Source organism: Mycobacterium sp. E796 (assembly GCF_001672815.1).
In the GTDB taxonomy this organism is placed as follows: domain Bacteria; phylum Actinomycetota; class Actinomycetes; order Mycobacteriales; family Mycobacteriaceae; genus Mycobacterium.
The window spans coordinates 1-12,550 of the sequence record NZ_LZKK01000175.1 but is presented as its reverse complement, the minus strand read 5'-3'; the positions used below and the strand labels follow the sequence as shown (position 1 = coordinate 12,550).

Annotated in this window: 11 protein-coding genes, 4 tRNA genes and 1 pseudogene; 10 read left to right on the top strand and 6 right to left on the bottom strand. The window is 65.6% G+C overall.

The features are described from left to right. A pseudogene (locus tag A5706_RS12970) lies at positions 1 to 651 on the top strand (PE family protein); the annotation flags it as partial. 36 nt (positions 652 to 687) lie between these two features. On the opposite strand, the gene A5706_RS12965 reads toward A5706_RS12970, so the two are convergent. Beyond that, positions 688 to 1,875, bottom strand: coding sequence for a CdaR family transcriptional regulator (locus A5706_RS12965; RefSeq protein WP_068131124.1), 1,188 nt, complete (start codon positions 1,873 to 1,875; stop codon positions 688 to 690). Positions 1,876 to 1,987: 112 nt separating this feature from the next. Here A5706_RS12965 and A5706_RS12960 point away from each other — a divergent pair, with 112 nt between their 5' ends. The 5 genes from A5706_RS12960 to A5706_RS12940 all read left to right on the top strand — a co-directional run bounded on the left by A5706_RS12960 (position 1,988) and on the right by A5706_RS12940 (position 8,542). Continuing rightward, positions 1,988 to 2,815, top strand: coding sequence for an alpha/beta hydrolase (locus tag A5706_RS12960; protein ID WP_068131121.1), 828 nt, complete (start codon positions 1,988 to 1,990; stop codon positions 2,813 to 2,815). A gap of 37 nt (positions 2,816 to 2,852) precedes the next feature. Beyond that, the gene (gene mdlC, locus A5706_RS12955) at positions 2,853 to 4,466 is read left to right on the top strand and encodes a benzoylformate decarboxylase (RefSeq protein WP_068131118.1); all 1,614 of its coding nucleotides are present in this window, start codon (positions 2,853 to 2,855) and stop codon (positions 4,464 to 4,466) included. A 10-nt stretch (positions 4,467 to 4,476) separates the two neighbouring features. Then, a complete protein-coding gene (locus A5706_RS12950; RefSeq protein WP_369831854.1) occupies positions 4,477 to 6,306 on the top strand; it encodes an FAD-binding oxidoreductase in 1,830 nt (609 codons plus the stop codon). A gap of 244 nt (positions 6,307 to 6,550) precedes the next feature. Continuing rightward, positions 6,551 to 7,216, top strand: coding sequence for an alpha/beta hydrolase fold domain-containing protein (locus tag A5706_RS12945; RefSeq protein ID WP_197517820.1), 666 nt, complete (start codon positions 6,551 to 6,553; stop codon positions 7,214 to 7,216). Positions 7,217 to 7,222: 6 nt separating this feature from the next. Then, entirely contained in the window at positions 7,223 to 8,542 is a 1,320-nt protein-coding gene (locus A5706_RS12940) for a cytochrome P450 (RefSeq protein WP_068131110.1), read from the top strand. A 142-nt stretch (positions 8,543 to 8,684) separates the two neighbouring features. Here the strand turns inward: A5706_RS12940 and A5706_RS12935 are convergent. The 3 genes from A5706_RS12935 to A5706_RS12925 form a co-directional block, all read right to left on the bottom strand. Further along, positions 8,685 to 8,761 (bottom strand) — tRNA-Phe (locus A5706_RS12935). Between the two features lie 26 nt (positions 8,762 to 8,787). Beyond that, positions 8,788 to 8,864, bottom strand: a tRNA-Asp gene (locus A5706_RS12930). Positions 8,865 to 8,892: 28 nt separating this feature from the next. Next, a tRNA-Glu gene (locus tag A5706_RS12925) sits at positions 8,893 to 8,965 on the bottom strand. A gap of 135 nt (positions 8,966 to 9,100) precedes the next feature. Between A5706_RS12925 and A5706_RS12920 the strand changes: the two genes are divergently transcribed. Together A5706_RS12920 and A5706_RS12915 are read left to right on the top strand one after the other, a co-directional pair. Next, positions 9,101 to 9,173: transfer RNA gene (locus A5706_RS12920), tRNA-Lys, on the top strand. A gap of 114 nt (positions 9,174 to 9,287) precedes the next feature. Beyond that, complete coding sequence (locus tag A5706_RS12915) at positions 9,288 to 10,097, top strand: TIGR04255 family protein (RefSeq protein WP_068131108.1); 810 nt, start codon at positions 9,288 to 9,290, stop codon at positions 10,095 to 10,097. Here A5706_RS12915 and A5706_RS12910 read toward each other — a convergent pair. Further along, positions 10,087 to 10,986, bottom strand: a complete 900-nt coding sequence (locus tag A5706_RS12910; RefSeq protein WP_068131106.1) for a class I SAM-dependent methyltransferase — start codon at positions 10,984 to 10,986, stop codon at positions 10,087 to 10,089. The two genes, A5706_RS12915 and A5706_RS12910, sit on opposite strands and share 11 nt — an antisense overlap. 93 nt (positions 10,987 to 11,079) lie before the next feature. Between A5706_RS12910 and A5706_RS12905 the strand changes: the two genes are divergently transcribed. Together A5706_RS12905 and A5706_RS12900 are read left to right on the top strand one after the other, a co-directional pair. Beyond that, positions 11,080 to 11,580 carry a nucleoside deaminase gene (locus A5706_RS12905; RefSeq protein ID WP_068131103.1) on the top strand — a complete coding sequence of 167 codons (501 nt, stop codon included), beginning with the start codon at positions 11,080 to 11,082 and terminating at the stop codon, positions 11,578 to 11,580. 18 nt (positions 11,581 to 11,598) lie between these two features. Further along, complete coding sequence (locus A5706_RS12900; protein WP_068131100.1) at positions 11,599 to 12,009, top strand: metalloregulator ArsR/SmtB family transcription factor; 411 nt, start codon at positions 11,599 to 11,601, stop codon at positions 12,007 to 12,009. A gap of 11 nt (positions 12,010 to 12,020) precedes the next feature. Here A5706_RS12900 and A5706_RS12895 read toward each other — a convergent pair. Next, positions 12,021 to 12,550, bottom strand: a 530-nt coding sequence (locus A5706_RS12895; protein WP_156767092.1) for an oxygenase MpaB family protein, incomplete at its 5' end; no start/stop codon positions are given.

Sequence of the window (12,550 nt, the reverse complement as noted above, 5' to 3'; positions counted from 1 at the left end):
GTCGGCAACCCGATCGCCGATCTGGTCCAACCGGTGCTGAGACCCCTGGTCAACTGGGGCTACGGCGATCCGAATTATGGCTGGTCCACCGGGCCGGCCAACGTGACGACCCCGTTCGGATTCTTGCCGCCGCTCAGCGACACCGCGGCCCTGGGGCCCGCCCTGGTCAGCGGGATTCACCAGGGCATCGGCGCCGCGATCGGCGACCTTTACGCCGAGTTACCCCCGCAGCTCCCGTCGCTGCAGGACATCTCGCAGGCATTGACGTCGTTCTCGTCATCGCCAGGCACACTGGCCCTGCCCACCGGGCCGCCCACGCCGACCGATCTGATCTCGGGCCTGGAGTCAGCGAACACCCAGATCGTCGGCACGGCGACGACCGCGTTCTCGACGGCCTACTCGACGCTGCTTCCGACGGCGGACATCACCATCGCGGTCCTGGTCTCGTTGCCGTCCTACGACCTGAACCTGTTCCTCGACGGGGTGACCCAAATGGTCAACGGTCAGCCCCTCGCGGGGCTGGTTAACGCGATCGGCTATCCGATCGCCGCCGATGTCGGATTGCTCCCGCTCGCAGGCGGTTTGGAATTGGCGGTCCTCGGGGAGGCGGCCTATTCGATCGTCACCGGGGCGCCGTACGGCACCTTCTGATCGGTGGCCGGGGGCGGGATCGCACGCATTTTCTGTTCAAGTGCGCGCAGCTTCCAGCGCCAGTGCGACTTGAGCCAGCCAGAAATTGTCGGTGAGCGGTCGTCCGGTGAGTTCGGCGAATCGGCGCAATCGGTAGTTGATGGTGTTGCGGTGACAGTGCAGTTCGTCGGCGGTGGCCGAGACGGACTGGCCGCGCTGTAGCCAGGTGTCGACCGTGGTGAGGAGTGGCTCGCGCCGTTCGGTTGGCAACTCGAGTACCGGCCCCAGCGTGGTTGTCACTACGGATGCGGCGGCGTCTGGCGAGCTGGCGAGCAACACGGCCACGACATCGCGGTCGTAGCGAGTACTCGGGCGACTGTTCGACGAGGCGGACATGGCGACTTGAGCTTGAGCGCGGGCTTTTGAGCAGTCGGCGATGTCGGTGAAGGGGCTGCTTAGGCCAATCATGATGGGGATGTCGGTGCAGATGGTGGCGGCGATGGTGTCAAGGGCGTCGGCGCGGTTCCGTCGAAGCGATACGACCCCCAATTGCGAATGAGACGTGAGGCGAAACCACGAGTCCCGAACAGCGGGGTGTGCCGAGATTAGCGTCTCGATGTCGGGAGGCGAATGCTCCACCGAAGGCTCGGCGCTGGTTGCCGCGATGATCGTGAGCTGGCCCGTCCGCGGGAGGCCGAGGGCGGCGACCGCGTCCCAGAAAGGCGCTCCCATGCTGGACTCGTTGAACAGCACCGTGTCGAGCAGGGCCGCGCGAACTTGTTCGTTGCGTCGCGCGTCGCGGATGTCGATCTCGCGGAAAACTGCGTGTGCGCGAAGCGAATTGGTGTTCAGCCAGGCGAAGATGGACGGTGTCGCCGCAATGAGGGCTTCCGTGTCGAGTTCGTCTCTGTCCGCCAGGCGTGCGAGCTCGTCCCAGATAGCTGCCGCGCCGAGGCGGTAGGCATGCAACAAACTCGACAATGTCAGGCCCTGGCTGGCGCGGTGACGAACTCGGTTCGCGGATTCGAGATTCCAGTGGCCAGGATCGGCGCCGAGGTCAATCCAGTCGAGCATCTCTGCCAGGTAATCGGCGATGTTTTCGCGGACAGCATCGCCGCTGTCGTCACCGTTGGGAAGGTAGTCCGGGACTTCAGCGCGAAGCCGAGTGAGCACCTTCGTCACGATCACGCTCGACCGTTGCCGCACGCGATCGACGAGCGCCGTTGGCGGTCGCTGCTGCAACATGTATCGAATCGTAAAGCGCCGCTCGCTATTGTGCCTGGGCACAAGGTGCGTGATCGCGACTTTGGGCTGCCGTTCATTGTGAAGTCCACCCGCAGCGGTAACGCTTCTTGTCATGAACGCCGCCCATGATCAGACCATCGTTTTGGTGCACGGCCTGTGGATGACGCCGTTTGCGTGGGAAGACTGGGTCGCGCGTTACCGTGCTCGCGGTTTCTCCGTCCTGACACCCGGCTACCCCGGCGTAGCCCCCGGCCCGGCCGGAGTCGCCGCGCTGCGGGAGAACCCCGCACCTTTGGCCGACCTCGGGGTGCGGGAGGTCTTCGATCATCTCGCCGAGCTCATCGAGGAACTCGCCGAGCCGCCGATCTTGATGGGCCACTCGTTCGGCGGCACATTCGTGCAGCTCCTGCTCGACGCTGGTTATGGTCGGGCCGGGGTGTCGATCGACGGCGCCGCTGTCAAAGGCATCACAGCGCTGCCGTTGTCCGAAATCCGCGCTACATTTCCGGTATTGAAAAATCCCGCCAACCTGCACCGCGCGGTGCCCATCACGCCAGAGCAATTCCATTACGCGTTCACCAACACACTGAGCGAATCCGAGTCTCAGGTCGCCTATGAGCGCTACGCGGTTCCGGTACCTGCGCGCATCTTGTTCCAGGGTGGCCTGGCCAACGTCACGCATCACGCGGCCACCACGTACAACTTCGCCAACGACGACCGCGCGCCGCTGCTGTTCATCGCCGGCGGCCACGACCACATCCTGCCGCCTGCGGTGCAGCACGAGAACTACACCAAAAACGCCAAACACTCAGCCGCGATCACCGCCTACAAACTCTTCCCTGAGCGAGACCACTTCACTTGCGGCGCACCGGGATGGGAAGAAGTCGCCGACTTCGCCTTGAACTGGGCGCTGAACCCCGTGCCCGGGGAACTCGACTGACTCTGTCTTCTGACTCACTTGAAAGCGACCATCACCGATGACCACAGTGCGCGACGCCATCCTCGACCTGTTCCGCTCACACGATCTGACCACCTGGTTCGGCAACCCCGGCTCGTCGGAATTGGCTCTGCTGCAAAACTTTCCCGACGACTTCCGCTACTTCCTGGGGCTGCAGGAGATGATCCCGGTCGGGATGGCCGACGCCTACGCGCAAGTCACCCGCCGTCCCGCCTTGGTCAATCTGCACACCGCCCCTGGCATGGGTAACGCGCAAGGCCAGATCTACAACGCCTACGTCAACAAGACGCCGCTGATCATCACTGCGGGCAACCAGCGGCGCAACATGCAAAACCAGTACTGCCTGCTGACCAATCACGAACCCACGACAACACCAAAGCCATTTGTGAAATGGGCCGCCGAGCCGGCGACCGCTAGTGAGTCCCCGGCCGTGCTGGCTCGGGCCATCCACCTGGCCACCACTCCACCGATGGGCCCGGTGTTCGTCTCGTTGCCGATGGACGACATGCCGATCGAACTGACCGAAGACCAGCTCGCTGACATCACGGTGGTGCGCGATCGCACCGTGACCCACGCGACGGGTTTTCCGACCGAGCTGGCCGAGCAGGTCGGCGCACAACTCGACGCCGCCACCTCGCCGGCGATCATTGTGGGCGGCGATATCGACCGCTACGACGCGTATGACGCGGTGATCGAGCTGGCCGAGCGCACCGAATCGCCGGTGTACACCGCACCTTTGACCGGCTGGAGCGGGTTCCCGGAGAATCACCGGCTTTACCACGGCGCGCTGCCCCCCGGGGCGGGCTGGATCTCTGGACTTCTCGCGGGGCACGACCTGATCCTCACGATCGGGACGCCGGTCTTCCGCTATTACCCGTTGGTGCCCGGGCCGTACCTGCCCAGCGGCGCACGCTTGATCCAGGTCACCAACGATCCCGACGAGGCCGCCCGCGCCCCCGTCGGTGACGCGATCGTCGCGGACATTCGCGCCGCCACCCGCGCCCTGGCGGCGGCGGTCAAACCCACTCAGCGCCCCGCGCCCGCGCCGCGCGCCGCAATCCCCGAACGGGTATCGGAGCAGGTGCCACTCAAGCCTGCGGATCTCTGGGCCGCTGTCGCTCACGCCGCACCCGCGGACACTCTGTGGGTCAGCGAAGCGGGCAGCAACGAGATCGTCATGACCGAAAGCATCCGCCCGGGCAATCCGCGGTCACATCTGTCGGCGGCCGGTGGGGGACTCGGCTGGGGGCTGCCGGCATCGGTCGGCGCGCAAATCGCGGCTCCCGACCGTCCGGTGGTGTCGTGCATGGGTGACGGCTCCATCCACTACGCGATCACCGCGCTGTGGAGCGCGGCACGCTACAACATCCCCCTCACCGTGGTGGTAGCGTCCAACGCCGAATACGGCGTGGTCAAAGAATTCGGCGTCTGGGAAAAGACCCCGAACGTCCCCGGGCTCGACATCCCCGGCCTCGACATCGTCGCGACCGCGGCCAGCTACGGCGTCGACGCCCACGAAGCACACAGCTCTGACGAGGTATTCGAGCTGGTCAAAGCCGGCATCGCCGACCGCGACCGTCCCACCCTGATCAACGCCCGCACGACACCCGTGCCGGGGGGATTCGGCAGCTAGGAGACATCTGGTGGATGACACGATCGTTTCGGCGTTCGCCGCGGCGCTTCCGGGCCGCGACGCGGTGGCCGCCGACGAGGCCACACTAGCCCAAAACACCAAGGACTATTGGGGTTTCGGCCGACAGCCTGGTCTGGTGTTGCTCCCGCGCAGTCGTGACGACGTCGCCGCCGCAGTCGAAGTTGCTGCCGAACATAATGTTTCGTTGGTCACCCGCGCCGGCGCATCGAACTGCAGTGCCGGAGTCATGGCCGGCGCGGACCGCGTGATGATCGATCTGACACAGATGAACCAGATCCTCGATATCAACCCGACCGCTCGCACCGCCCGGGTCCAGCCCGGGGTCATCAATGCCCATCTGCAGGAGAAGTTGGCCCCGCACAAGCTGGTCTTTTCACCTGACCCGGTATCGGCACACCTGGCGACGATCGGCGGCAACATCATCGAAAACGCTGGTGGCCCACACGCTCTCAAATACGGCGTTACCTACAACCACGTCCTCAGCGTCGAAGCGGTTCTGGCCGATGGCACCGTGATCAACCTCAGCGCGGACGACCACGGCCCCGACCTGCTCGGGATTTTGATCGGCTCGGAAGGCACTCTGGCGATCCTCACGGAAGCGACCGTCGCGTTGCGCCCCATTGCGCCGGTCACTCGCAGCCTGATGGGCAGCTTCGACACCGCCCGGGAGGCAGCCGAAACTATCTCCGCGATCATCCAGACCGGAACGGTGCCCGCGGCGGTCGAATGGCTCGACCGAGCCGGGATCAACGGCCTGCAGCAGTTCACCGACACCGGCTATCCCACCGACGCCGACGCGATCGTGCTCATCGACGTCGACGGCACCGCCGCCGAGGTCGACCGCGACGCCGCGATTGTCGAAAAGGTCTTGCGACGACACGCCACCGAGGTGCGCCGCGCCGATGACGACGACGCCCGCGCCAAGCTCTGGTACGGACGCCTCCACGCCCCAGACGCCGTGGTGCACAGCGGCAAAGGCTTCTTCATCGGCGACGTCACGGTGCCACGCCAACACATTCCGGAGATGCAGCAGGCAATCCAGGACGCCGCCAAACGACACTCGGACGCCCTGCTATTCATCGCCGTGACCGGACATGCCGGAGACGGGGACCTGCACCCGACCACCTTCTACGACAAGGAGAACCCCAACGCGGCCGCAGCTTTGGAAGCCGCCAACAACGAAATCATCGAAGCAGCACTAAGGCTGGATGGCACCATCACCGGCGAGCACGGCGTCGGCACCGAGAAAATCCAATTCATGACCAAACGCTTCACCCCGGTCGAGATCGCCGCCCAACGCATCCTCAAGCAGGTCTTCGATCCCGCGCACACCTTCAACCCCGGCATCATGCTGCCCGACCCCTCACCGGAAGAACCCGCGCTGCCTGCGTTCGAAGCTGCCGTGCGCGCGGCGCTCGAAGGTCGCCCAAACTCGGCGCCGCACGCCGACGGCGACGACACCACGGTAGAGGTCAACACCGGCAACTTGAACCTGGTGGTCGGCGCCGCGGTCACACTCGGCGACCTCTCACGCAAACTCCACGAGCAAGGTGTGACCTGCCCGGCCATCCCAACCGAGGGCCTCGACCGAACCGTCGGCGAACTGATCGCCAACGCAACCGGCGAGGAGCGCCTAGAGGTGCGCCACGGACTGCTCGGCGTCGAGGTCGTCCTCCCCGACGGCGCCGGCGCGGCCCGCTTCGGCGGCCAGAATATGAAGGACGTGGCGGGCTACGACACCAAGCGGCTATTCATCGGCGGCAGAAACGCATTCGGAACCATCACCAGCGCTGTCTTCAAGATTGCGGTCGTACGGTAGACCGATGTCCTGGCAGATGCATGCCATCGCTACCTACGGGCGACTCGTCCGGCGACCTCGCACCTATGCAACTGAGCGGAGTGCCCGCGCCTATCTCAATCGGCCCAAGAAAAACGGCGAACCACCCTCTCGGCTCGCGACGTCAGATCGCTACCGTCTGACCAGTGCCACTGTGAGCGGATTCCGTTGCCACACGGTGCAATCGGCGAGCACTGAGCCCATTCCTACCCGCTGTCCCTCGGTTGTGTACGTCCACGGGGGTGCCTACGTCAACCAGATCGCGCCGGCGCACTGGAGACTCGTCTGCGCGATCGCCGACGCGACCCGGCGCCCTGTGCACGTCCCCCTCTACGGACTCGCGCCGCAGCACCACGCCGAAGAAGCGATCGACTTCCTCGGGCATGTGATCAGCCGAGCCTCGCATAATGGGCCCACCTATCTGGCCGGTGACTCCTCCGGTGCAGGCCTGGCGCTCGCCGCGACCCAGGCGACCATCAGTGCCGGAGCCACCCCGCCGCTCGGGCTCACCCTGATCAGCCCCTGGCTTGACATCGCACTGACCAATCCCGCCATCCCGAGCCTCGCCAGGCGCGACCCCTGGCTCGCGGTTCCCGGCCTGCGCGAGTGCGGCCGCGTATGGGCGGGACACCTCGCCGCGGACGATTACCGGGTGAGCCCCATCTTCGGTGCGCTGCAGAATCTTCCACCGATCGACCTCTACATCGGCGACCGCGACATCTTCGTTGCCGACTGCCGTCGGCTGCGGGACAGCATCGGCGCCGGCCGGATCACCTACCACGAGCAGCCCGGGGCAATTCACATCTACCCGCTGCTGCCCGTTCCTGAAGCCGAGCCCGCACGCCGTGCACTGCTCAGCCACATCGACGCCGCCCTCAGCATCGTTGAGTGAGGAAATTTGACGAGCCGCACAGCCACCCTCCCGCACACCACCGCACTGGAGAGCCTGCGCTTCACGACGCTGGTGGCGCTGCCCAACCTCGCCGAAGGGCTCTTCAGCCGTCGGCCCGCGGTCACCGCTGCGCTCGACCGAGCCGGTGTCGCCCGCCGAGCACATCGGCTGCTCACCACGCTGCACCGGCGCTACGGTGATGGACCTATCTGGGTGAAAGTGGGTAGCAAGCCCACTCTGCTCGTCTTCGGTCCCGATCAAATCCGCTTCGTACTCTCCCACGCGCCAGAGCCTTTCGCGTCCGACCCGGAGCCCAAACTCTCGGGGATGAACAAGTTCCAGCCGCACGCCCTGACCATCTCCCGTGGCGACCATTGGTCCGACCGCCGCCGCTTCACCGAAGCCGTCCTGGCGCACGCCACCGGTAGCGGCGCGATCGTCAACCGGTGCTCCACCGTTGCGGACGAGGTGGCCCGAGCCATGCCGGACAACCTCGACTGGCCGCAGTTTCATGGCGCTATACAGCGAATCGCGCGGCGAATCATTCTCGGCGACAACGCAACCGACGACAAGCAAATCTCGGCGCAACTAGTGACGCTGATGGCCAAAGCCAACCCGCCCGGCAAGGGAGACCCCGAGCTTTTCGACACCTTCCTGACCGCGCTGGACCGCTACGTGAAGGCCGCGGACGCACACAGCCTCGTCGGACAATTCGCCGCGGCACCCGCCTCCGACATCACGTACCCGACTCACCAAGTCATCCACTGGATGTTCGCGATGGGTGACACCCTGGCCATCAATCTCTGGCGTTGTCTAGCGCTGCTGGCCACCCACCCCGAGGTTCTACTCAACGCGCAGAAGGCAATCGACGAACACAGCGCTCACGACTACCTCGTCGGCTGCCTCTGCGAAGCGATGCGCCTCTGGCCGAGCACGCCCGCCGTGGCGCGAACGCTTACCGGGCCCACCGAGTGGGACGGTGAGATCGTCCCGTCGGGAACACAAGTCATGATCGTCAATACCTTCAACCACCGCGACACCAGCCGTTTCCCCGAGGCCGACCACTTCGATCCCACCGCTTGGACCGAGGGACCCGCCGGCACCTCGTGGTCATTCAACTTCTTCAGCCACGGCCCGCAAGGCTGTCCTGGAGCCGACCTCGCGCTGCAACTCGGCGTCGCCGTATTGACAGCGTTACTCGACGAGCGCAGCCCAGCGGCGACCGATGCCAAACTCAACCCAGATCAACCGCTGCCTCTCACGCTCGACCACTCGCGTGTCAGCATTCGATTGAAACGCCGGCCACTGAAATACCGGCACCGCTGAGAGCCTTCCCAGCTTCGCTAGGTCCAGAAGAACTCGATTACGTCGCCACGAATCTCGACCGGCTCGTGGCCGGAAGCAAGGCGAACGGACACAAGACCATCCATCCATAGCGTACTGTCACCGCGTCCGTGCAGGTCAGACATGGTGGCCAGGGGCGGGATCGAACCGCCGACCTTCCGCTTTTCAGGCGGACGCTCGTACCGACTGAGCTACCTGGCCGGAAGGCATTGAGTGCCTCGCCGTGTTGGCGACCCTGACGGGACTCGAACCCGCGACCTCCGCCGTGACAGGGCGGCGCGCTAACCAACTGCGCCACAGGGCCTCGCTTTGCTCCGCGTTACCGCGTCGCGTACCCCCAACGGGATTCGAACCCGTGCTACCGCCGTGAAAGGGCGGCGTCCTAGGCCACTAGACGATGGGGGCCAGAACCGAATCACTTCGGGGGCACTCGCAACGCAGTTACCGTTGGGAGCCAAGCAAGCTTAGGTCACCACGGGCCCAATCCTCAAACGAGCGGCGTTCGAGCGCCGCCGGCAACCCAGTATCCTGAACGTTCGCGCCCCTATAGCTCAGTTGGTAGAGCTACGGACTTTTAATCCGCAGGTCCTAGGTTCGAGTCCTAGTGGGGGCACTGACCAGCACTTATTACCCGCGAGACGCCCGGCGGCGCGGCGGCCGAGTATTCGCGCTATTCGCGCCCGCGAGCGCGCGGCGGGCCCCGGTTTATCCGCCGAACGACTTGACTATGCTCGGCGACATGAGTGTCGATGCGGCCTACCCAAACGCGCCAGTAGCGCTGGTAACCATGGAAATCCGTCACCCAGCAACGGATTCCCTCACGGAGTCATCGAGCGGGGAACTCAGGCGTCTGCTCGCGGACCTGCTTCCCATCGAACGCCAGGCGCAGGACGTGGCCTGGGCGATGGGCGCCGGCGGACAACCGCAACCGGCCGCCGAGCGGTTCGTCCGTTACGTCAACCGCGACAACACCCTGGCCGCGTCAATGAAGGCCCAGGCGGTGGTGATCGAAACCACCGCCTACAGCAACTTCGAGGCGCTGCTCGAACTGGTGATGCGCGTCGTCGACGCCCGCGCGCAGTTCTCGCCGATCGTCGGGGTGGAACGTCTCGGACTGCGCTACGTCCTCGAAATCCGGGTCCCGCAAGGCGTGGATGGCCGCATCGAATGGAGCAACTGGATCGCAGAGCCGTTGCTCGGGCCGCAGCGCATCGCGCCCGCCGGCCTGACCCTGACCGAATGGCAGGGCGCGGCGGTCTACCGCGAAGCGCAGCCGGGCAAGTCGATGATCGTGCGCTATGGCCCGGGCGTAGGTCAGGCGCTGGACGCGAGCTATCACCTGCGCCGGACCATGCCGGCCCAGCAGGGACCGTTCTTCCTGATGGACATCGACAGCTTCTGGACTCCGCTGGGATCTATCCCCGAATACGACCGGAACACGGTGCTGCTCACCTTCCAGGACCTGTACGAGCCGGCCCGCACGGTGTTCCAAGAGATGCTCACCAACCGCCTGAAGGACGACCTGCTCAGCCGCTGAGCGTCGCGCTGCTGTAAGTCACGTCGCCGAAGGCCTCGGCGAGTTCGTCGTCTGGATAGACGAAGCCATTGGCCGCATGCAACTCCTTCGTGGTCTGCGATGACGTCCGCCAGCCGCGCTGGTTCAGATGGTCCAGGATGTGACTGCGGTGGCCGTGATAGACGAGTTCGTTGAAGTCGATCTCAAAGCCGAGTTCGCTCATCCGGTCGTGGTGTGCGCGCCACCGCTCGTCGGCGAAAATGCTTGTGTCGGGCACGAATTCGAAAGCCAGGCGGCTGCCGGGGGCGCTCAACGCGGTGATGTTGTCGAACAGCGCGTCCTGCGCCTCGTCAGGCAGATATACCAACAGGCCTTCGGCGCTCCAGGCCGCGGGCGCCTTCGGATCGAAGCCGGCCGCCCGCAGCGCGGCGGCCCAGTCGTCGCGCAGGTCGATGGCGACGGTGCGCCGCTCGGCGGTCGGCTCGGCGCCGAGGTCGCGCAGCGTCGACGTCTTGAACTCGATCACCTCCGGCATGTCGACCTCGTAGACGACGGTGCCCGCCGGCCACGGCAGGCGGTACGCGCGCGCGTCAAGCCCCGACGCGAGGATGACGACCTGGTCGACGCCGCTTTGCGCGGCGTCGAGAAAGAACCGGTCGTAGAACCTTGTGCGGCAGGCCATCGCCCGGGCCATGCGCTGCGGGTCGAACTCGGATTCCGCGCCGACCGGGATCTCGCCGTTCACCAACCGCACGTAGACGTCGATGCCGACGGCGCGCACCAGCGGCGCCGCGTACGGGTCGTCGATCAACTTCTCATCGGTCGACAGCGCCCGCTGGGCGGCGACCATGGTCGCCGTCGCCCCGACGCTCGTCGCCAAGTCCCAACGATCACGATCGGTGCGCGCCATGAAATTCCCTCGTCCCCAAGCCGAAAAATATAGACAGTCTAGTTACTATCACAGCGCTGATCGCGTGCCCGCTGGGGACTACTCCGCGTACCCGTGACGGACTTTGCCCACCGGACGATCGAGCTTGCCCGCCAGAACGTCGCCGAGGGCGGTCGCCCGTTCGCCACGGTGATCGTCAACGACGGCCAGGTCCTCGCCGAGAGCGCCAACAAGGTGGCCCAAACGCACGATCCGACCGCGCACGCGGAGATCCTGGCCATCCGGAAGGCGTGCATGCGACTCGGCACCGAGCACCTGGTCGACAGCACAATCTACGTGCTGGCCCACCCCTGCCCGATGTGCCTGGGCTCGCTGTATTACTGCTCGCCCCGCGAAGTCGTCTTCCTCACCACGCGCGAGGCCTACGAGCAGTACTACCTCGATGACCGGAAGTACTTCGAGGTCGCCACGTTCTACGACGAATTCGCCAAGGCCTGGGACCACCGTCGGCTGCCGATGCGCTACCAACCCGAACAAGCCGCGGTGGACGTTTACCGGTTCTGGAACGAACGCAACGGCGGGCAACGCCAGTCGACGGTCGTCCCGGCCGGGTGAAGCGGCTACTATCTGCGAATGCACGCAGGTAATAGCGAAGGCCGCTTGCCCGACGACCAGGCCGGCCTGGTTGTCGAGGTGTTCCGGATGCTGGCCGACGCGACCCGTGTGCAGGTGCTGTGGTCGCTGACCAACCGCGAGATGTCGGTCAACGAACTGGCCGAGCACGTGGGAAAGCCCGCGCCATCGGTTTCCCAGCACCTGGCCAAGCTGCGGATGGCGCGGCTGGTCCAGACGCGTCGCGAGGGAACCACGATCTTCTACAGCCTGGAGAACGACCACGTCCGGCAACTCGTCATCGATGCGGTCCGCAACGCGGAGCACGCCGGTCCGGGCGTGCCGCCCCATCACCGGGGCGAGAGCGGGCTGAAAGCGGTCACCGCGTCACCGTCAAGGCGCGGCGCTCACCCTGGTCGGGGTTCCGCCTGAAAGGCGTTGGGCTAAGAGACCTTCGGGCAGTAATGCTTCGGGCTGCCGCGCTCGTCCATCGGCGGGAGGTTGCGCGCCGGCGTGTGCACCAGCGGTGTGTCGCAAGGGATTCGGCCGCTCGCGCGATCCCAGCCGGCGCGCGCCCGCGGGTGTTTGCGGTATCGCGTTGGCACGCAGGCAAAGACGAGGCGAACGAGATCGCCGAACCGGCGGTGCAGCCATTCGTCGCGGCGCGACCACCGGTACCCCATCAGCTCGCGCACCGGCGGATCGTAGAGACCGACGGTGAGCCAGACAAAGAACAGCGCCATCAGTTTGCGCTGCGCGGCCCATAGCCGGTCCGGAAGCCATTGGGCGAAAGGCGGTTTGGCCAGCTCGGTCAGATCGAGGACGGCGCGGGCGGCGTAGTTGTCCTCTAACACGTTGCGGCACATGTGGTCCCAGTACTCTTGGAACTCTTCCCAGGACGCCGGAACCGGCCGCATGCTCATGCCGTACATGCGATACCACTCGACATGTTCGTCGAAGAGCTGCCGCCGCT

Excerpts from the sequence above, each read along its gene's own strand:
- A5706_RS12900 (WP_068131100.1), top strand. The coding sequence starts at position 11,599 with ATGCACGCAGGTAATAGCGAAGGCCGCTTGCCCGACGACCAGGCCGGC.
- A5706_RS12915 (WP_068131108.1), top strand. The coding sequence starts at position 9,288 with ATGCTCGGCGACATGAGTGTCGATGCGGCCTACCCAAACGCGCCAGTA.
- A5706_RS12960 (WP_068131121.1), top strand. The coding sequence starts at position 1,988 with ATGAACGCCGCCCATGATCAGACCATCGTTTTGGTGCACGGCCTGTGG.
- mdlC (WP_068131118.1), top strand. The coding sequence starts at position 2,853 with ATGACCACAGTGCGCGACGCCATCCTCGACCTGTTCCGCTCACACGAT.
- A5706_RS12965 (WP_068131124.1), bottom strand. The coding sequence starts at position 1,875 with ATGTTGCAGCAGCGACCGCCAACGGCGCTCGTCGATCGCGTGCGGCAA.
- A5706_RS12910 (WP_068131106.1), bottom strand. The coding sequence starts at position 10,986 with ATGGCGCGCACCGATCGTGATCGTTGGGACTTGGCGACGAGCGTCGGG.